At 62.3% G+C, this 17,441-nt stretch carries 18 protein-coding genes; 4 read left to right on the top strand and 14 right to left on the bottom strand.

From position 1 onward, the window contains the following. Positions 1-144 precede the first annotated feature (144 nt). On the top strand, positions 145-741 hold the full coding sequence (locus H281_RS0129335) for an FMN-dependent NADH-azoreductase (RefSeq protein ID WP_020070694.1): 597 nt from the start codon (positions 145-147) through the stop codon (positions 739-741). A 177-nt stretch (positions 742-918) separates the two neighbouring features. On the opposite strand, the gene H281_RS0129340 is transcribed toward H281_RS0129335, so the two are convergent. From H281_RS0129340 to rpe, 8 genes are all read right to left on the bottom strand, one after another. Beyond that, positions 919-1,761 carry a uracil-DNA glycosylase gene (locus tag H281_RS0129340; RefSeq protein WP_020070695.1) on the bottom strand — a complete coding sequence of 281 codons (843 nt, stop codon included), beginning with the start codon at positions 1,759-1,761 and terminating at the stop codon, positions 919-921. 97 nt (positions 1,762-1,858) lie between these two features. Further along, positions 1,859-2,485, bottom strand: a complete 627-nt coding sequence (locus H281_RS0129345) for a CYTH domain-containing protein (protein WP_020070696.1) — start codon at positions 2,483-2,485, stop codon at positions 1,859-1,861. 42 nt (positions 2,486-2,527) lie between these two features. Further along, the gene (gene trpC, locus H281_RS0129350; protein ID WP_020070697.1) at positions 2,528-3,325 is read right to left on the bottom strand and encodes an indole-3-glycerol phosphate synthase TrpC; all 798 of its coding nucleotides are present in this window, start codon (positions 3,323-3,325) and stop codon (positions 2,528-2,530) included. Positions 3,326-3,355: 30 nt separating this feature from the next. Next, positions 3,356-4,387 (bottom strand): anthranilate phosphoribosyltransferase, encoded by a 1,032-nt coding sequence (trpD, locus tag H281_RS0129355; protein WP_027779424.1) that lies wholly within the window; start codon positions 4,385-4,387, stop codon positions 3,356-3,358. Between the two features lie 17 nt (positions 4,388-4,404). Beyond that, complete coding sequence (locus tag H281_RS0129360) at positions 4,405-4,998, bottom strand: aminodeoxychorismate/anthranilate synthase component II (protein ID WP_020070699.1); 594 nt, start codon at positions 4,996-4,998, stop codon at positions 4,405-4,407. Between the two features lie 13 nt (positions 4,999-5,011). Beyond that, complete coding sequence (trpE, locus tag H281_RS0129365; protein ID WP_020070700.1) at positions 5,012-6,505, bottom strand: anthranilate synthase component I; 1,494 nt, start codon at positions 6,503-6,505, stop codon at positions 5,012-5,014. 365 nt (positions 6,506-6,870) lie between these two features. Beyond that, positions 6,871-7,587: a phosphoglycolate phosphatase gene (locus tag H281_RS0129370; protein WP_020070701.1), complete on the bottom strand. Its 717-nt coding sequence runs from the start codon at positions 7,585-7,587 to the stop codon at positions 6,871-6,873. Between the two features lie 12 nt (positions 7,588-7,599). Continuing rightward, complete coding sequence (gene rpe / locus H281_RS0129375) at positions 7,600-8,283, bottom strand: ribulose-phosphate 3-epimerase (protein WP_027779421.1); 684 nt, start codon at positions 8,281-8,283, stop codon at positions 7,600-7,602. 289 nt (positions 8,284-8,572) lie between these two features. Between rpe and apaG the strand changes: the two genes are divergently transcribed. After that, complete coding sequence (gene apaG / locus H281_RS0129380) at positions 8,573-8,947, top strand: Co2+/Mg2+ efflux protein ApaG (RefSeq protein ID WP_020070703.1); 375 nt, start codon at positions 8,573-8,575, stop codon at positions 8,945-8,947. Between the two features lie 68 nt (positions 8,948-9,015). Here the strand turns inward: apaG and H281_RS37050 are convergent, their stop codons facing one another. Next, positions 9,016-9,177 (bottom strand): hypothetical protein, encoded by a 162-nt coding sequence (locus tag H281_RS37050; protein WP_020070704.1) that lies wholly within the window; start codon positions 9,175-9,177, stop codon positions 9,016-9,018. Here H281_RS37050 and mltA point away from each other — a divergent pair. Next, entirely contained in the window at positions 9,098-10,330 is a 1,233-nt protein-coding gene (gene mltA / locus H281_RS0129390) for a murein transglycosylase A (RefSeq protein WP_033379729.1), read from the top strand. The two genes, H281_RS37050 and mltA, sit on opposite strands and share 80 nt — an antisense overlap. A gap of 108 nt (positions 10,331-10,438) precedes the next feature. Here the strand turns inward: mltA and paaK are convergent, their stop codons facing one another. The 5 genes from paaK to paaN all read right to left on the bottom strand — a co-directional run bounded on the left by paaK (position 10,439) and on the right by paaN (position 16,304). Then, positions 10,439-11,743, bottom strand: coding sequence for a phenylacetate--CoA ligase PaaK (gene paaK, locus H281_RS0129395; RefSeq protein ID WP_020070706.1), 1,305 nt, complete (start codon positions 11,741-11,743; stop codon positions 10,439-10,441). A gap of 201 nt (positions 11,744-11,944) precedes the next feature. Further along, a complete protein-coding gene (gene paaI / locus H281_RS0129400; protein ID WP_020070707.1) occupies positions 11,945-12,433 on the bottom strand; it encodes a hydroxyphenylacetyl-CoA thioesterase PaaI in 489 nt (162 codons plus the stop codon). A gap of 1 nt (position 12,434) precedes the next feature. Beyond that, positions 12,435-13,226: a 2-(1,2-epoxy-1,2-dihydrophenyl)acetyl-CoA isomerase PaaG gene (gene paaG, locus H281_RS0129405; protein WP_020070708.1), complete on the bottom strand. Its 792-nt coding sequence runs from the start codon at positions 13,224-13,226 to the stop codon at positions 12,435-12,437. A 53-nt stretch (positions 13,227-13,279) separates the two neighbouring features. Further along, positions 13,280-14,482: a 3-oxoadipyl-CoA thiolase gene (pcaF, locus tag H281_RS0129410; protein WP_020070709.1), complete on the bottom strand. Its 1,203-nt coding sequence runs from the start codon at positions 14,480-14,482 to the stop codon at positions 13,280-13,282. Between the two features lie 121 nt (positions 14,483-14,603). Further along, positions 14,604-16,304 (bottom strand): phenylacetic acid degradation protein PaaN, encoded by a 1,701-nt coding sequence (paaN, locus tag H281_RS0129415; protein ID WP_020070710.1) that lies wholly within the window; start codon positions 16,302-16,304, stop codon positions 14,604-14,606. A gap of 131 nt (positions 16,305-16,435) precedes the next feature. Here paaN and H281_RS0129420 point away from each other — a divergent pair, with 131 nt between their 5' ends. Next, the gene (locus tag H281_RS0129420; RefSeq protein WP_020070711.1) at positions 16,436-17,212 is read left to right on the top strand and encodes an enoyl-CoA hydratase; all 777 of its coding nucleotides are present in this window, start codon (positions 16,436-16,438) and stop codon (positions 17,210-17,212) included. Positions 17,213-17,441: the final 229 nt, after the last annotated feature.

The following is a 17,441-nucleotide window of genomic DNA, read 5'->3' on the forward strand; positions in this document are numbered from 1 at the left end:
GCCGACGTCAATTCGCGTCGGCAGGCGGCGGATTGTTCTACCACTGCAACAATCCGTCGCTGCCGGATGGCTTTTTCCCGGATCGGTAAAAAAACACAATGGCTCCACTCGCGCAACACAGCGCGCCCCCCACTGGAGTCAACCATGACCACGATCCTGCAAATCAACTCGGCAGCCCGCTCGCAAGGCGCGAACTCGACGCTGCTCCTCAACGAGCTGACCGAAAAGCTGCAACAATCGAATCCGGGCGCGCAAGTCGTCGTCCGTAACCTGCAAGCCGAACCGCTGCCGCATCTGGACGACGCCATTCTGGGCGCGTTTTTTACGCCGGCTGATCAGCGTACCCCCGAGCAAGCCGCGATCGCCGCGCGCAGCGAAGCGCTGATCGCGGAACTGCAAGCCGCCGACATCATCGTGATCGGCGCGCCGATGTACAACTTCGGCATTTCGTCGCAACTGAAGACCTATTTCGACTTCATCGCCCGCGCCGGCATCACGTTCCGCTACACCGCCAACGGCCCCGAAGGTCTCGTGACGGGCAAGAAGGTCTACGTCGTTTCGGCCCGCGGCGGCAAGTACGTCGGCACGCCGAACGAGAGCCAGACGCCGTATCTGAAGAGCTTCCTTGGCTTCATCGGCATGACGGATGTCAACTTCATTTACGCCGAAGGTCTGAACATGGGCCCGGACGCAGCGGGCGCGGCGTTGGCTGCGGCGCGCGAAGCGATCGCGGCTGCTTGAGCTGGCTGACGAGTTCGCGGCCCAGGTTCGCTGCCTGGTTCGCGACTTGTGGCTTGCTGCTGAGGTTCGCAAGTTAAGCCGATTGCGAGCGTTGAAAACTGGAACGCCACGGAAATAGATTCCGTGGCGTTTTTGTTTTTTGCCGCTGGTTCTGCCCCGGTTTGCAGACAGGAGCCGCTAAGCCAGCATTTGCGCTTCGTCGGGCAGGCGCCAGTCGATCGGTTCGCGGCCATGCTTCACGAGATATTCGTTTGCCTTCGCGAAATGTCCGCAGCCGAGAAAGCCGCGATGCGCGGACAACGGTGAAGGATGCGGCGCCTCCAGCACGTAATGCGACTTGCCGCCGAGCAGCGCGCGCTTCGCCTGCGCATGTGCGCCCCACAGCATGAACACGAGACCGTCATGACGCATCGCGAGTTCGTGAATCAGCGAGTCTGTGCATTTTTCCCAGCCGCGCTTCGCGTGGCTGGCGGCTGAATCGTGCTCCACGGTCAGCACCGTGTTCAGCAGCAGCACGCCTTGCTTCGCCCACGTGTCGAGGCAACCGTGACGGGGCGGTTCGTGGCCGAGGCTTGCCGCAATTTCCTTGAAAATGTTTCGCAGCGACGGCGGCGTGCGCACGTTCGGCGCGACTGAAAATGCGAGCCCGTGAGCTTGCGGCGTGCCGCGATCCTCGCCGTGATACGGATCCTGGCCGAGAATCACGACCTTCACTTCATCGGGGCTCGTAAGCCGCAGCGCGCGGAACACGTCGGTGGGATAAACGGTTTTGCCGGCCGCACGCTCACCGTCGACGAAACGGCAGAGCGGCGCGTAGGCATCGCTTTCAATGAAAGACTTCAGGTGCGCTCGCCATTCGGCCGGTAGCGCGGCGAACTGCTCTTCGAGCGTGAGCGGCGTGCCGGCTGCTTGCTGGGATTGCGGCTGCGGCTCGGCGGAAATAGTGCCGGCCGGCGCCGCGGCGTCGCCGAATAACGATGCTTGTGACGGCGCGGAGCGGGGGCGGGATGCAGTAGTCATGGCGCAGAAGTGTCGCAGCAAACGCGGTGTGACTCAAGCCGAGGCGGCGGCGCGCACTGTAAGCGGCGATAACGCGCGGCGATGACGCAACCCGCGCTCAGCCCGCGCGCAATTGATACCCGCGCTGCGCCTTGCTGATGTTTTCGGGCGCGAGGCCGGCGATCTGCTTGCCCAGTTCGCTCGAAAGCGCGTGCAGCGCGGCTTCGTCGCCGGACTTCAGTTCGAGTTCGATTTCCGAAATAGGCGCGCGGCGCAATTCGCCGTTCACTTCGGCCAGCACGTTGCCCTGGTCGATTGCGGCTTCAACCTCGGAGCCGTCGACGTTCACTTGCCATAGCGTGCGTGTGAAGTCCGTGCGAAACAGTTCGATCAGTTGCGGCGCAGCTTCGCGCAACGCTTGCGCGGCGGCTGGCTCGTCGCACTCGCGCAGCAACGCGTCAATTTCGAGCGCTTCGCCCGCGACTGGCATTTCCCATTCGTGACGGCTGTGCAAGCCGTTTGCCGCACTGCCTACCGTCTTGAACGTCTGCAGCCAGCCGTCGGGTGTATGACGCAGGCGCAACGCGCTCTTCGAGGCTGCCAGCGTGAGTTGCGGCGTGTCGAAGTAGATATTCGACAGCTTGATCGCGCGGCCCTCGTTACCAGTGCGCGCGACGAACCACTGCCCGGCCGCTTTCACTTGCGCGGCCGGCAGCAGCAACTTGATCTCGCGTTCCATGGCCATGTCGTGCTCCGCTGTGTGTGCGTTACGTGAGCTGCGGTGTGCTCACGCCGCGCCGGGGAAGAACATGCGAGCAAGCTCCACGCCCGGCTCGTCCGCGCGCATGAATGCCTCGCCGACGAGGAACGTGTTCACGTCCATCGCGCGCAGCCTTTCGACATCGACGCGCGACAGAATGCCCGATTCCGTTACCACGATGCGGTCGTCGGGAATCGCTTCGAGCATGCCGATGGTGTTTTCGATCGACGTCTCGAAAGTGCGCAGATTGCGATTGTTGACGCCGATCAGCGGCGTTTTCAGCGTGAGCGCCTGCATCAGCTCGTCGCTGTCATGCACTTCGACGAGCACCGCGAGGCCGAGCGAATGCGCGAGCGCTTCGAGGTCCTGCATCTCCGAAGTTTCCAGCGCGGCGGCGATCAATAGAATCGCGTCGGCGCCCATCGCGCGTGCTTCGACAATCTGGTACGGATCGACGATGAAGTCTTTGCGCAGCACCGGCAACTGGCACGCGGCGCGCGCCTGCTCCAGATACGCGACGCTGCCCTTAAAGAACTGCACGTCGGTCAATACCGACAGACAGGCCGCGCCGTGCGTTTCATACGAACGCGCGATTTGCGCAGGGACGAAGTTCTCGCGCAGAACGCCTTTGGACGGGCTCGCTTTCTTCACCTCGGCGATCACTGCGGCGAGACCGGCCGCATGTTTTGCGCGCAGAGCGCCGACGAAATCGCGAATATCGCGCGACGAGGCTTCGAGGCGCAGCTCTTCGAGCGGCGCGCTCTGTTCGGCGGCGCGGACTTCTTCGCGTTTGACCGCGATGATACGGTCGAGGATGTCGCTCATATGAATCTCGCTACGTTGGTTGCTGCGTGATTAGTGCTTGAATTGCTGCGTGAAGCGGATCAGTTCGTCGACTTTTGCGCGAGCCTTGCCGCTGGCGATGGCTTCGCGCGCAAGCTCGATGCCGTTCGCGATGGACGACGCCACATTCGCCGAGTACAGCGCCGTGCCCGCGTTCAGCGTAACGATCTCGCGTGCGACGCCCGGCTTGTTGTCGAGCGCTTCGAGCAGCATTGCTTTCGATTCCGTGGCGTCCGCCACTTTCAATGTTCGATTCGACACCATCTGCATGCCGAAGTCTTCCGGATGAATCTCGTACTCGCGCACTTCGCCGTCACGCAATTCGCCGACTTGCGTGGCCGCGCCGAGCGACACTTCGTCCATGCCGTCCATACCGTACACCACGAGCACGTGCTTTGCGCCGAGGCGCTGCATCACGCGAACCTGAATGCCGACCAGGTCCGCATGGAACACGCCCATCAGCTGATTCGGCGCGCCGGCAGGATTCGTCAGCGGACCCAGAATGTTGAAGATGGTCCGCACGCCGAGTTCACGGCGCACCGGCGCGATGTTTTTCATCGCCGGGTGATGATTCGGCGCGAACATGAAACCCATGCCGGTTTCGGCAATCGACGCTGCGACTTGTTCCGGCTGCAGGTCGATATTCACGCCGAGCGCTTCGAGCACATCTGCGCTGCCCGACTTGCTCGACACGCCGCGATTGCCGTGCTTCGCGACTTTCGCGCCGGCTGCGGCGGACACGAACATTGTCGCCGTCGAGATATTGAAGGTATGCGAACCGTCTCCGCCGGTGCCGACGATATCGACGAAGTTCGAGTTGTCCTGCACCTCCACGTGCCGGGCAAATTCACGCATCACCGTGGCGGCGGCGGTGATTTCGCCGATGGTCTCTTTTTTGACGCGCAAGCCTGTAATGATCGCAGCCGCCATGACGGGCGAAAGTTCGCCGCGCATGATGAGCCGCATCAGATGCAGCATTTCGTCGTGGAAAATCTCGCGGTGCTCGATGGTCCGTTGCAGCGCTTCTTGCGGCGTGATTGTCATGATGGTATCTCGCTTCATCAGGCGGTGCGTTGGGCCGGCTTCGCTTTTGACTGCTTCACGAAGTTTTCGAGCAGCGCGTGGCCGTGTTCGGAAAGAATCGATTCCGGATGGAACTGCACGCCTTCGACGGCCAGTTCCTTATGACGCACGCCCATGATCTCGCCGTCTTCGGTCCATGCCGACACTTCGAGACAGTCCGGCAGCGATTCGCGTTCGATAGCAAGCGAGTGGTAGCGGGTCACGACGAAATGCTTCGGCAAATCCGCGAACACGCCTTTGCAATCGGTCTCGATCGTGCTGACCTTGCCGTGCATGATGGTTTGCGCGCGCACGACGCGGCCGCCGAACGCTTCGCCGATCGCCTGATGGCCGAGGCACACGCCGAGAATCGGGGTCTTGCCGGAAAACTCGCGCAGCACGTCGAGCGTGATGCCGGCATGTTGCGGATTGCTCGGGCCGGGCGACAGGCAGATGCGCTCGGGGTTGAGCTTCGCGATTTCGTCCAGCGTGATTTCGTCGTTCCGATAGGTGCGCACGTCTTCGCCGAGTTCGCCGAAGTACTGCACCAGGTTGTAAGTGAACGAGTCGTAGTTGTCGATCATGAGCAGCATGGTGTGTCTCCGGTCAGAAGTCGCTATCGAGGCCGTCTTGAACCTGCTCGGCCGCGCGCAACACGGCGCGCGCCTTGTTCTCGGTCTCTTGCCATTCGGATTCCGGCACCGAATCCGCGACGACACCCGCCGCCGCCTGCACATACAGATTGCCGTTCGCGATCACGCCGGTGCGAATTGTGATCGCCAGATCCATTTCGCCAGTGAACGAAAGATAGCCGACTGCGCCGCCGTAGAGGCCGCGCTTCACGGGTTCCAGTTCGTCGATCAATTCCATCGCGCGGACTTTCGGCGCGCCCGACAGCGTGCCGGCCGGGAAAGTGGCGCGGAGCACGTCGAAATTAGTCGTGCCGGGCTTCAGCTTGCCTTCAACCGAACTCACGATGTGCTGCACGTGCGAGTACTTTTCGATCACCATCTTGTCGGTGACGACCACCGAGCCGATTTGCGCGATGCGGCCCACGTCGTTGCGGGCGAGGTCGATCAGCATGACGTGCTCGGCGATTTCCTTCGGGTCGTTCAGCAGTTCAGTGGCGAGTTCGGCGTCGCGTTCGGGCGTGTTGCCGCGCGGACGCGTGCCGGCGAGCGGACGAATCGTGACGATACGATCTTCGCCGCGCTTTTCCTGACGCACGAGAATTTCCGGCGACGCACCCACCACGTGGAAGTCGCCGAAATTGTAGTAGTACATGTACGGCGACGGATTGAGCGAACGCAGCGCGCGATACAGCGACAGCGGGTTGTCGCGATAGGGTTTCGTCAGACGTTGGCCAACCTGCACCTGCATCAGTTCACCGGCGGCGATGTATTCCTTCGCCTTGCGCACGGCGGCCAGATAGTCGTCTTTCGCAAACTCGCGGTACGTCTCGGTGCGCACGCTCGCCGAAGTGACCGGCGGCTCGACCGTTGCGCGCAAACGCTGGCGCAGTTCGCGCAGACGCTGCTTCGCCTTTGTGTAAGCCTCGGGCTGCGTCGGGTCGGCGTAGATCACGAGGTACAGCTTGCCCGCTAGGTTGTCGATCACCGCGACTTCCTCGGTCAGCAACAACTGGATGTCCGGCAGATTCAGATCGTCTTTCGGCGCGCTATGCGCGAGCTTTTTCTCGATGTAGCGCACCGCGTCGTAGCCGAAATAGCCCGCGAGGCCGCCGGCGAAACGCGGCAAGCCCGGCCGCTGCGCGACCTTGAAACGGCTTTGAAACTGCTGGATGAACTCGAGCGGATCGCCCTCGTGCGTTTCGACGACCTTGCCGTCGCGTACGACTTCCGACACGCCGTTACGCGTGCGCAGCAGCGTGCGCGCCGGCAGTCCGATGAACGAATAGCGGCCAAAGCGCTCGCCACCCACTACCGACTCCAGCAGGAACGAGTTCGCGCCGTTGCGCTCGGGTTGTGCGAGCTTCAGGTACAGCGAGAGCGGCGTTTCGAGGTCGGCGAGCGCTTCGGCGATCAGCGGAATACGGTTGAAGCCCTCGTTGGCGAGGGACTGGAATTCGAGTTCGGTCATGTTCCGATCCTGTACGTAGGTCCGGCGGCAGCGTGCGTCGGACAAAGCGGGGCATTGCGCGGCCGGTCAGGCGTTCGTGCGTTTTTTCGATGATGAACCGACCGGCGCGATTTTCCCATCGACGCGAGCACGGAGTTCCAGCCACGCACGTACTTTGCAGGTACACGCAGGCGGAATCAGCCGATGCAGCGAAACAGAACGATGGAAAAACGCGTGAGCGCAGCGAAGTAAAAAACGGTTGCCGAAGACGAGCTTCAGCGTACCTCAGGCGAGGTTAGCGCGACCAGCGACGCCAGGGCCAGGCTCCCCGGTCGATGCTAATCAGACTCCGTTTTTTATTCAGAAACATGAGGATGAAGGACTTTTCAAGTCGTGGATTGGTGCGCTGCGATCGCCTTGGCGGCGTCCAGTAGCGAGGCAACTATACCATCGGATTTTATTGTTTGTATAGCTTGCCCATGGTTGTAGCCATAGGGCACGGTGAGCGTCGCCATGCCTGCCGCGCGGCCCGCCAGCGCGTCGTTTTCCGAATCGCCGATGGCAACCGTGGCGCACGGCTCCACCCCGAGTTGCCCGGCGGCGGTGAGCATGGGCAGCGGGTCCGGCTTCTTTTTCGGCAGACTGTCGCCGCCGAGCACGACGCTGAAATATTGTGCGAGCCCATATTGCTGCAGCAGTTCGAGCGCGAAGCGATGCGGCTTGTTGGTCACGCACGCCAGCTTCAGACCGGCGTCACGCAGCGCGACGAGGCCGGCTTCCACATCTGGATAAAGGCGTGTGTGCAGGCCGTTGATCTTCGCGTACTCGGCCTGGTAAATTGCGAGCGCTTCGTCGAAACGGTCCTGCGCGTGCTCTGCTTCGAAGCGCGGCGCCAGCACGCTGCGGATTAGATGCTCGGAGCCTTTGCCGACATAGCCGACCACTTCTTCACGCGACGTTTCGACTGCGTCGAGTTGCGCGAGCATGCCGTTCAGGCCGGCGGTGAAATCGTCGGCGGTGTCGACCATCGTGCCGTCCAGGTCGATGATCGCGGCTTGCAGGCGCGGGCCGTTGAAAGTCGGGGCAGGGAACGAAGCGGTCATGTGGCGCGAGTGTCAGTGCTGAATGTTGGCGAGCGCGGCGCGCATCTTGTCGATCACGACCTTGTGATCCGGTTGGCCGAAAATGGCCGAGCCAGCCACGAAGGTATCCGCGCCGGCCGCCGCGATTTCGGCGATGTTGTCTACTTTCACGCCGCCGTCCACTTCCAGATGAATCTCGCGGCCGGTGCGCTCCTTGTACGCGTTGATACGTTTGCGCGCTTCGCGAAGCTTGTTCAGCGCTTCCGGAATGAACGACTGGCCGCCGAATCCCGGGTTGACCGACATGATCAGCACGAGGTCGAGCTTGTCCATTACGTGATCGAGGTAATTCAGCGAAGTGGCGGGGTTGAACACGAGGCCCGCCTTGCAGCCGTGGTCGCGAATCAGGGACAACGTGCGGTCGATGTGGTCCGAGCCTTCCGGGTGGAAGCTGATCAGATTCGCGCCCGCTTTCGCGAAGTCCGGCACGATGCGGTCGACGGGACGCACCATCAGGTGCACGTCGATCGGCACGTCTACATGCGGACGGATGGCCTCGCACACGAGCGGACCGATGGTCAGGTTCGGCACGTAGTGGTTGTCCATCACGTCGAAATGAATCCAGTCGGCGCCGGCGGCGACGACGTTGCGCACTTCTTCCCCGAGGCGGGCGAAGTCGGCGGACAGAATGCTGGGAGCGATTCGGAATTGCGTCATGGCGGCGGGCGGATGCAAGCGGGAAAGCGTCATTTTACCGTGTTGCGTCGCGCACGCACGAAGCGGCGGGCGGGCGCCGGAACGACGCGCGGCGCAGCCTCGAGTTTGAGCCGCGGGGATGGCAAAACGCCTTAAGCGTCCCTGGCCAAAGGATATGTCCGGTTGCGGGCGTGTCGCGCATGACGCAGAATGCCAATCCATGGCGCTGCGTCGCCAATGACCGCTAAAGCCATTGGCACTCGGGCTTTCCAGCGATTTTGTCGCCCCGTTTCACCAGATGGGAATCAGGATGAGCCAGTACGAATTCAGCGTGTCGGCGCAGGTGCAATTCCTGCCCGAAGAGTCGGACCCGGAGCGCCGCCAGTATGCGTTCGCCTATACGCTGACCATCCGCAACACCGGTCAGGTGCCTGCACAATTGATCGCGCGGCATTGGGTGATCACGGACAGCGACAAGACCGTGCAGGAAGTGAAGGGTTTGGGCGTGGTCGGGCACCAACCGTTGCTGAAACCCGGCGAGCAGTTCGAATATACGAGTTGGGCGGTCATTGCGACGCCGGTCGGCACGATGCGCGGGGAGTATTTCTGCGTGGCCGAAGACGGCGAGCGTTTCGACGCGCCGGTGCCGGAGTTCATTCTGCGCATGCCACGCACATTGCATTGAACCGTGAGCGCGGTTCACGGTCTTTAACGGTTCTATGCGCGCCGTGGAATGCGTGAATCGGCGCCGCTTCAGCGCGGTTCTTGCGGCTTCTGTGTTTCCTTGCTGCTGGCGCGCGCCGCTTTCTTTTTACCAGACGACGTCCACACAACGATGAACACGAGCAGGAACAGCGCGAGAAGCGATTCCAGCGCGAAGATGAGCATCGGGTATTCGTCGAACAGATCAGACATGGCGGTTTCCATTAAGAACGAACATTGTAGGCGTTTTGTCCGCGCGACCGGAGCCTGGCTCAGCGCGCTTTCAGTGGCGGCGATTCTCGCCGCTTGCGGTGGCGGCGGTGCGGTTCGCCCTGTGGTTTCTCCGCCCACGGGCGCGGCGATCATTCCTGGCCAGATCTCGGCGACGCGGCTCACGCCGGTGGCGTGGCAGCAGGTTCCCGGCTGGCAGGACGATTCTCTGATCGGCGCCACAGCGGCTTTGCGGCAGAACTGCGTGAGGCTTGCGCGCCAGGCGAACTGGGCGCGGGCATGTGCTGCGGCGGCGCAACTCGACGATCTCGACGCCACCAGCGCCCGCGCATTCTTTGAAGCGTATTTCACACCCTTTCAGCTAGCGAATACCGACGGCACGCTCGACGGACTCGTCACCGGTTACTACGAGCCGTTGCTGCGTGGCTCGCGCACGCGCCACGGCGTGTATCAAACGGCGCTTTATCGTTGGCCTTCCAGCTATCGTCCTGGCGCGGCGATGCCGCCGCGGGCGCAGCTCGAACGCATGGGCGTGCTCAACGGCAATGAACTCGTGTGGGTGGACGACCCGATCGAAGCGTTCTTTCTGCAAGTGCAGGGTTCCGGGCGCATCGTGATGGAAGATGGCAGCGTGATGCGCCTCGGTTTTGGCGGCACCAACAACCAGCCGTATAAATCCATTGGACGGTGGCTCCTGGATCGCGGCGAACTCACGCCCGCGCAGGCCACCATGCAAGGCATCAAGGCATGGGCGCGCGCGAACCCGAATCGGGTCGATGCGCTGCTCGATACGAACCCGCGTTTCGTGTTTTTCCGCGAGATGCCGTCGGCAGAGGGCGTGTCCAAAGCCGGCGCCGATGGTCCTATCGGCGCTTTGGGTGTGCCGCTGACGCCGGAGCGTTCCATTGCCGTCGATCCGACTTCGATCCCTCTCGGTACACCGGTGTTTTTGCAGACCACGCGCCCGCTGACAAACTCGCCGATGAACCGTCTCGTGTTTGCGCAGGACACCGGCTCCGCGATCAAGGGCGGAGTGCGCGCAGACTACTTCTGGGGCCTCGGCGACGACGCCGGCGATCTCGCCGGCAAAATGAAGCAGGGCGGCCGGATGTGGTTGCTGCTGCCGAATTCCTGATCTGGACTACGGCGCGCGAAGCCTTGCCGGAGGTGGCTGTCGCGCGGCGGTCCGGCTTGACCGCCGCTCCTGGCGCGGCGCAGCTTTGTGCGATTCCCGACGCTCGGCTTAAAGCCCCGACTTGCGCTTATCGACTACCCGGCGCGCCTTGCCCACCGAGCGTTCAATTCCGTTTACCGCAAGCACATTCACCACAGCGCTGACGCCGATCAGCGCTTTGATGTCATAGGCCAGCGCCTGCTTGGCCGTGTTCAATACGGACGTGTCCGGCGCCGTTTCCGGACAAGGCTCCACGTTCAGCGTCAAAACGTCGAGCGGGCCTTCCCTGGTGAGTACGATCTGATAGTGAGGCGCGAGCGCGTGCTGCTTGAGCAGCAGCTCCTCGATCTGCGTGGGAAACACGTTGACCCCGCGCACGATCATCATGTCGTCTGAGCGGCCGGTGATCTTTTCCATACGACGCATGGTGCGCGCGCTGCCCGGCAAGAGACGCGTGAGGTCGCGCGTCCGGTAACGGATGATCGGCAACGCCTCTTTGGTCAGCGACGTGAACACCAGTTCGCCCAGTTCGCCGTCCGGAAGCACCTCGCCCGTTTCGGGATCGATGATTTCTGGGTAGAAATGATCTTCCCAGATGGTCGGGCCGTCTTTTGTCTCGACGCATTCCGACGCCACGCCGGGGCCCATCACTTCCGACAAGCCGTAGATGTCGACAGCGTCGATCCCCATGCGCTTCTCGATTGCGTGACGCATGTCGTTCGTCCACGGCTCCGCACCGAAGATGCCTATGCGCAGCGAACAACTGGCCGGGTCGACGCCCTGGCGTTCGAGTTCGTCGGCGATCGAGAGCATGTAGCTCGGCGTCACCATGATGATGTCGGGCCGGAAGTCCTGGATCAGTTGCACCTGTTTTTCAGTCTGACCGCCGCCGAACGGGATGACGGTGAGGCCTGCGCGCTCTGCACCGTAATGGGCGCCGAGGCCGCCCGTGAACAGGCCGTATCCGTAGCTCACGTGAACTTTGTCGCCGGGTTTGGCGCCCGCGGCGCGGATTGAACGCGCTACCAGATTGGCCCACGTGTCGATATCGCGCGCGGTGTAGCCCACCACAGTGGGCTTGCCGGTCGTGCCCGACGAAGCATGAATGCGTGAAATTCGGTCTTGCGGCACAGCGAACATTCCGAACGGATAGCTGTCACGCAAATCTTTTTTCGTCGTGAATGGGAAGCGGGCGAGATCCGCAAGCGTGGTCAGTTCGCTCGGGTGGACGCCAGCTTCGTCAAACTTGCGACGATAGACCGGCGAGTTTTCGTAAGCGTGGTTCAGCGACCATTTGAGCCGTTCAAGTTGAAGCGCGCATAGCTCGTCGCGGCTGGCGGTCTCGATGGGGTCGAGGGGAAGGGCGGTGGTCATCGAATGTCTCCTTGCTGCTTCAATGCTCAGGTCTGATATGCGTTGCGCTCAAGCGCGAAACCAGGTGCGGCGTTCGCCGACCGCGCCCTCTGCGGGGGCTCGGTTGCCGGTGTCACCGATCAATGGCGCTTTGGACTGGCGACTCTTGCGAGGAGCGTCTTGCGTGCGCCTCTTTGCCGGTCATGCCGACACTCCTGCGTCTTAGTCCGGTGACGCCCCTGCCGTGCGGGATGCTATCGGCGGGATCACATTGCCTTTGATCTGCGCCGATTTGCCGCGAAACATCGCGACTGTATCGCCCGCACGATTAGTTACTCGAATATCGTAAATGCCCGTGCGGCCGCTCAATGTCTGCTCGACCGCCTCTGCGGTGAGCACGTCGCCACCATGCACGGGTCGCAGGAATTCGATCGAGCATCCTGACGCGACGGTGTTCAGGTTGTACGAGTTGCAGGCGAACGCAAAGGTCGAATCGGCGAGCGTAAATATCAGGCCGCCATGGCAGATTTGATGACCGTTCAGGAAGTCGTCCCGTACGGCCATGCGCAAACGCGCGTAGCCGGCGCGCACTTCCATGATTTCGAGACCGAGCGCGCGGCTGCACGCATCGTTTTCGTACATCGCGGCGGCGGTTGCGCGGGCGAGTTCGTCGGGCGTCATTTCGGCGGGATACAAAGGTTGCGTCGACATATCAGCGGCCCTCGAAACGCGGTGCGCGTTTTTCGACGAAGGCCTGCACGCCCTCTGCGTAGTCGTGCGAGGCACCCAGTTCGCGTTGCAGATCGCGTTCGAGATCCAGTTGCTGATCGAGCGTCTGAGTTGCGCCGGCGCGCATGGCCTGCTTAATTGCGGCGATGGCGCGCGTCGGTTGCTGCGCGAGTTGCGCCGCCAGTTTGGCTGCGGTGGCCGCCAGTTCCTGATCGTCCACCGTTTGCCAGATAAGTCCCCAGCTTTCGGCTTTTTCGGCGCTGAGTTTGTCGCCGGTAATGGCGAGTCCTAATGCGCGTGCCATGCCGACACGCTGTGGCAAGAACCAGGTGCCACCCGAGTCCGGCACGAGGCCGATCTTCACGAATGCCTGGATGAAACTGGCAGAACGAGCCGCGAGCACGATGTCGCAAGCGAGCGCAAGGTTTGCGCCGGCGCCCGCAGCTGTCCCGTTGACTGCCGCTATGACGGGCAACGGCAACGCTTGCAGTCGGCGGATCAAAGGGTTGAAGTGCAAGTCGATCAATTCGCCCAGATCGGTCATCGCGCCGGGCGTGAAGTCGAGGTCGGCGAGGTCTTGTCCTGCGCAGAATCCGCGCCCCGCGCCAGTCAGAACGAGAGCGCGGGCACCTGAGGTTTCGACCTCGTTGAGCGCCGCGTTCAGCTCCTGATGCATCGCGCGCGTGAAGCTGTTCAGCTTGTCCGGGCGGTTCAGCGTGATGGTTGCTACGCGGCTCGCTGCGTCGATGTCGAGGCCGATCGCTTCATATGCCATTGGGTGTCTCCTCAAAGTCTCTTTTTGCCAGGCTGCAGCGCTTACGTACGAGGTCAAAGCCGTTCGATTACGAGCGCGATGCCCTGGCCGACGCCGATGCACATCGTGCAGAGCGCAAAGCGGCCGTTGCTGCGTTCCAACTGATGCAGCGCGGTCGTGACAAGGCGTGCGCCCGATGCACCGAGCGGATGGCCGAGCGCAATTGCTCCGCCGTTGGGATTGACGCGCGGGTCGTCGTCGCGCAGGCCGAGCATGCGCAGAACCGCGAGGCCTTGCGACGCGAACGCCTCGTTCAACTCGATCACGTCCAGCTGATCGAGCGTCATGCCCAGTTGCCTGAGCAGCTTTTGCGTGGCAGGTGCCGGCCCAATGCCCATGATTCGCGGTTCGACGCCCGCCGTTGCCATGCCCACCACGCGTGCGCGACGGCGCAGGCCATATTGGTCGGCCGCCTGTTGACTGGCAATGAGGAGTGCGCAAGCGCCGTCGTTCACTCCCGACGCGTTGCCTGCGGTTACAGTGCCGTCGGGGCGGACTACTCCCTTGAGCTTGGCCAGGCTTTCGAGCGATGTTTCGCGCGGATGTTCGTCGAGCGTCACACGAATCGCATCGCCCTTTTTCTGCGCGATTTCCACGCCGACGATCTCCTGTGCGAGCGTACCGTCGCGTTGCGCGCGGGCAGCCTTTTGCTGGCTGACCAACGCGAATGCGTCCTGATCGGCCCGGCTGATCCCAAACTGCTCAGCCACGTTTTCCGCGGTCTCGGGCATTGAATCGACGCCGTACTGACGTTTCATTAGCGGATTGACGAAACGCCAGCCAATCGTCGTGTCGTGGATTTCCGCTTGCCGCGCGAATGCGCTCGCCGCCTTGCCCATGACGAACGGCGCGCGAGTCATGCTTTCGACTCCGCCGGCGATCATCAACTGCGCTTCACCTGCCTTGATTGCGCGCGCGGCTGTTCCGACGGCGTCCATGCCAGAGCCGCACAGACGGTTTATCGTCGCGCCGGGTGCGTCTGCCGGCAGTCCCGCGAGCAGCGCCGACATGCGAGCGACGTTACGGTTGTCTTCGCCGGCCTGATTGGCGCAGCCGTAGATCACGTCGTCGACGGCACGCCAGTCCACGCCAGGATTACGCTCGATCAATGCCTTGATCGGCACGGCGCCGAGGTCGTCGGCCCGGACATCTTTCAGGGCGCCGCCGTAGCGGCCGATGGGAGTGCGAATCGCGTCGCAGATATAGGCGTCGTTCATAAGGTTCCTGCTAGGAAGACCGGCGCGCGGGCCGATCCGATGTCTCATGTTAGTTGGCGCGCACGGCGTGGTCCATTCGGCCAAACGGCATAGGACAAGCCGTGCGTTTGTCTTATGACGTTCAGCCAGCTACCGCCGGCGCGGCTTTCGGTTCAACATGAACGCGGCTCTGAATTACACGGAAGCGATTCGCGACGAAGGCCGCATCGGCGAGAGCGGCATTTGCAGCCGGATTCGCGCCGGTGCCATGAAAGTCAGAGAAAGCTGCCGACTGATTGACGAACACACCGCCCGTCAAATTGATTGATAGCGCGACGCCGCCGCGGATCGATGCCTCGTGTGCCTGGTCGAGCACGGCTTCGTCGGTGCTGTAGACGGACAGGGTGAGTGCGCCGTGCTCGGCTGCGATGGTGCCGGCGAGATCGAGGGAATGAGCGGTCGAGTCGGTGGCGATAACGAACGATATCGGGCCGAACCATTCCTTGGTGAACTGCTCGCCGTCGGTTGCAGCGTCGAGTTGCAGCACGAGCGGAGTGCGCACGCGGGCACCGGCGAAAGCCGGGTGCTCGAGCGCCTGGCTTTCGACCAGCACGCGGCCGAGCGTGGCGGCTTCGTCAACGCGCTGGGCGACGCCTTCGTTCTGAATGGCGCCCAGCAGTTCCACGGCGCGGGCTGGGTCGGCAACCAGTTTCTGCACGGCGCCGGCAATGGCCTGAGCGACTTCGTCGAAGCTGAGCGTGCCGTCCGCAGTCTGGATGCCGTCGCGCGGCACGTAGATGTTTTGCGGCGCGGTGCACATCTGGCCGGAATAGAGCGCGAGCGAGAAAGCAATGTTGCGCGCGACGGCTTTGATGTCGTCGGCCGAATCGATCACGATCTGATTCACGCCGGCTTTCTCGGTGTAGACCTGCGCCTGATGCGCGTTGCGTTCGAGCCACGTGCCGTTTTGCGTGCTGCCGGTGAAATCGATCAGTTTGATCTCCGGGCGCACGGCGAGGCTCTGGACGATCGCGCCGTCGTTCGGTTCAGTTGCTAGCAGCGTGACGACGTTTGGATCGAAACCGGCTTCGCGTAGAACGTCCCGCGCAATTCGCACGGTCACGGCGAGCGGCAGAATTGCGCCGGGATGTGGTTTGACGATCACGGCGTTGCCGGTTGCGAGGTCGGCGAACAGACCCGGATAGCCGTTCCACGTCGGGAACGTGCAGCAGCCGAGAACGAGCGCGGTGCCTCGCGGTACGATCGTGTAGCGCTTCTGCATGGCGAGTGGAGGGTTCTTGCCTTGCGGTTTTTCCCAGTGGGCGTCGGCGGGGATGCGGCGCAATTGGTCCCAGGCGTACACGACGGCTTCGAGCGCCCGGTCCTGCGCGTGCGGGCCCCCGGCCTGGAAGGCCATCATGAAGGCCTGGCCGGTTGTGTGCATCACGCTATAGCCGATCTCGAAGCTGGCTCGATTCAAGCGCGCGAGAATTTCGAGCGATACGCCGATCCAGGCTTGGGGGCCTGCAGCGCGCCAGTCGCGTTGCGCTTCCGCAGCGGCCGCCAGCAGCGCGTCGGGATCCGATTTAGGGTATCGAATGCCGAGCGGAAATCCGAACGGTGATACTTCGGTGCCAACGGTTTCTCCGGTCGACGGTTGGTCCAACTCGAACGTGGCGTTCAGATGCGCTTTGAACGCGGCTTCGCCGTCCGCGTTGGCTGTTTCCCCGTACACTTTCGGGCTGGGCATCTCAACGAAAGGGCTCCAGTAACCGCGCGTTTCGACCGCGGCGAGCGCCTTTTGCAGCGTGTCTTCGTGCTTGGTGAATAACGGATGTGTCATGGCAGAGGGCTTGGTGTACGTTGGGGAAAAGCCTGTCTAATAATTGACCGACCGGTTGGTTGGGGAATGTTAGCATTATTAAGATGGCTGCGCGAAGCGTTTTCGCGCTCGATTAACCACTAGGAGGCGGCATGGTTTACGAGAACATTCTGGTCGAAACGCGCGGGCGGGTCGGCCTCGTCACGTTGAATCGCCCTAAAGCGCTGAATGCTTTGAATGATGCTTTGATGGACGAGCTCGGAGCGGCACTGCGCGAGTTCGATGCAGACGACGCGATTGGCGCGATCGTGTTGACGGGCAGCGAAAAGGCGTTTGCGGCGGGCGCCGACATCGGGATGATGTCGACCTACTCCTATATGGATGTCTACAAGGGCGACTACATCACGCGTAACTGGGAAACGGTTCGCTCCATTCGTAAGCCGATCATTGCAGCGGTGGCGGGGTTTGCATTGGGCGGCGGCTGTGAACTGGCGATGATGTGTGACATGATCTTCGCCGCCGACACGGCGAAGTTCGGCCAGCCGGAAATCAAATTGGGAATCATGCCGGGTGCCGGCGGCACGCAGCGCCTGCCGCGCGCGGTCTCAAAGGCTAAGGCAATGGACCTGTGCCTGACGGCGCGTTTTATGGACGCCGCTGAAGCAGAGCGCGCCGGATTGGTATCGCGCGTAATTCCCGCCGCGTCTTTGATTGACGAGGCGATCGCCGCCGCCGCGACTATCGCGGAGTTTCCGCTACCGGCGGTCATGATGGTGAAGGAGTCGGTCAATCGCGCATACGAAACGACGCTTGCCGAAGGTGTGCATTTCGAGCGTCGCCTCTTCCATTCGCTCTTTGCCACGGAAGATCAAAAAGAGGGGATGGCGGCGTTCGTCGAAAAGCGCAAACCGGTTTTCAAGCACCGTTAATACGCTTGTCAAAATAACGCTTGCAAGGCGCTGGCCGGCTCGCTAGAATCTCGCTCTTTCGTGCTCCGGACACCGGGGCACGGGAAGCGGGAAAGCCAGTAGTGGCAAGGCTTCGAGCGGTGGCGGCAGGTTCAGGCAGTAACAGAAACCTGTTGACGGCGCAGCCGGAGTTCTTCATAATCTCGTTTCTCTGCTGCAGATGCAGCGACGCAGAACGAAGCGGTGCCGG

The organism is Paraburkholderia caledonica (assembly GCF_000383275.1).
GTDB classification, from domain to species: Bacteria; Pseudomonadota; Gammaproteobacteria; order Burkholderiales; family Burkholderiaceae; genus Paraburkholderia; species Paraburkholderia caledonica.

Excerpts from the sequence above, each read along its gene's own strand:
- paaK (WP_020070706.1), bottom strand. The coding sequence starts at position 11,743 with ATGACCACCGCCCTTCCCCTCGACCCCATCGAGACCGCCAGCCGCGAC.
- trpD (WP_027779424.1), bottom strand. The coding sequence starts at position 4,387 with ATGACAATCACGCCGCAAGAAGCGCTGCAACGGACCATCGAGCACCGC.
- H281_RS0129335 (WP_020070694.1), top strand. The coding sequence starts at position 145 with ATGACCACGATCCTGCAAATCAACTCGGCAGCCCGCTCGCAAGGCGCG.
- pcaF (WP_020070709.1), bottom strand. The coding sequence starts at position 14,482 with ATGAACGACGCCTATATCTGCGACGCGATTCGCACTCCCATCGGCCGC.
- rpe (WP_027779421.1), bottom strand. The coding sequence starts at position 8,283 with ATGACGCAATTCCGAATCGCTCCCAGCATTCTGTCCGCCGACTTCGCC.
- H281_RS0129420 (WP_020070711.1), top strand. The coding sequence starts at position 16,436 with ATGGTTTACGAGAACATTCTGGTCGAAACGCGCGGGCGGGTCGGCCTC.
- paaI (WP_020070707.1), bottom strand. The coding sequence starts at position 12,433 with ATGTCGACGCAACCTTTGTATCCCGCCGAAATGACGCCCGACGAACTC.
- mltA (WP_033379729.1), top strand. The coding sequence starts at position 9,098 with ATGAACACGAGCAGGAACAGCGCGAGAAGCGATTCCAGCGCGAAGATG.
- paaN (WP_020070710.1), bottom strand. The coding sequence starts at position 16,304 with ATGACACATCCGTTATTCACCAAGCACGAAGACACGCTGCAAAAGGCG.
- trpC (WP_020070697.1), bottom strand. The coding sequence starts at position 3,325 with ATGAGCGACATCCTCGACCGTATCATCGCGGTCAAACGCGAAGAAGTC.
- H281_RS37050 (WP_020070704.1), bottom strand. The coding sequence starts at position 9,177 with ATGTCTGATCTGTTCGACGAATACCCGATGCTCATCTTCGCGCTGGAA.
- apaG (WP_020070703.1), top strand. The coding sequence starts at position 8,573 with ATGAGCCAGTACGAATTCAGCGTGTCGGCGCAGGTGCAATTCCTGCCC.
- trpE (WP_020070700.1), bottom strand. The coding sequence starts at position 6,505 with ATGACCGAACTCGAATTCCAGTCCCTCGCCAACGAGGGCTTCAACCGT.
- paaG (WP_020070708.1), bottom strand. The coding sequence starts at position 13,226 with ATGGCATATGAAGCGATCGGCCTCGACATCGACGCAGCGAGCCGCGTA.
- H281_RS0129360 (WP_020070699.1), bottom strand. The coding sequence starts at position 4,998 with ATGCTGCTCATGATCGACAACTACGACTCGTTCACTTACAACCTGGTG.
- H281_RS0129370 (WP_020070701.1), bottom strand. The coding sequence starts at position 7,587 with ATGACCGCTTCGTTCCCTGCCCCGACTTTCAACGGCCCGCGCCTGCAA.
- H281_RS0129345 (WP_020070696.1), bottom strand. The coding sequence starts at position 2,485 with ATGGCCATGGAACGCGAGATCAAGTTGCTGCTGCCGGCCGCGCAAGTG.
- H281_RS0129340 (WP_020070695.1), bottom strand. The coding sequence starts at position 1,761 with ATGACTACTGCATCCCGCCCCCGCTCCGCGCCGTCACAAGCATCGTTA.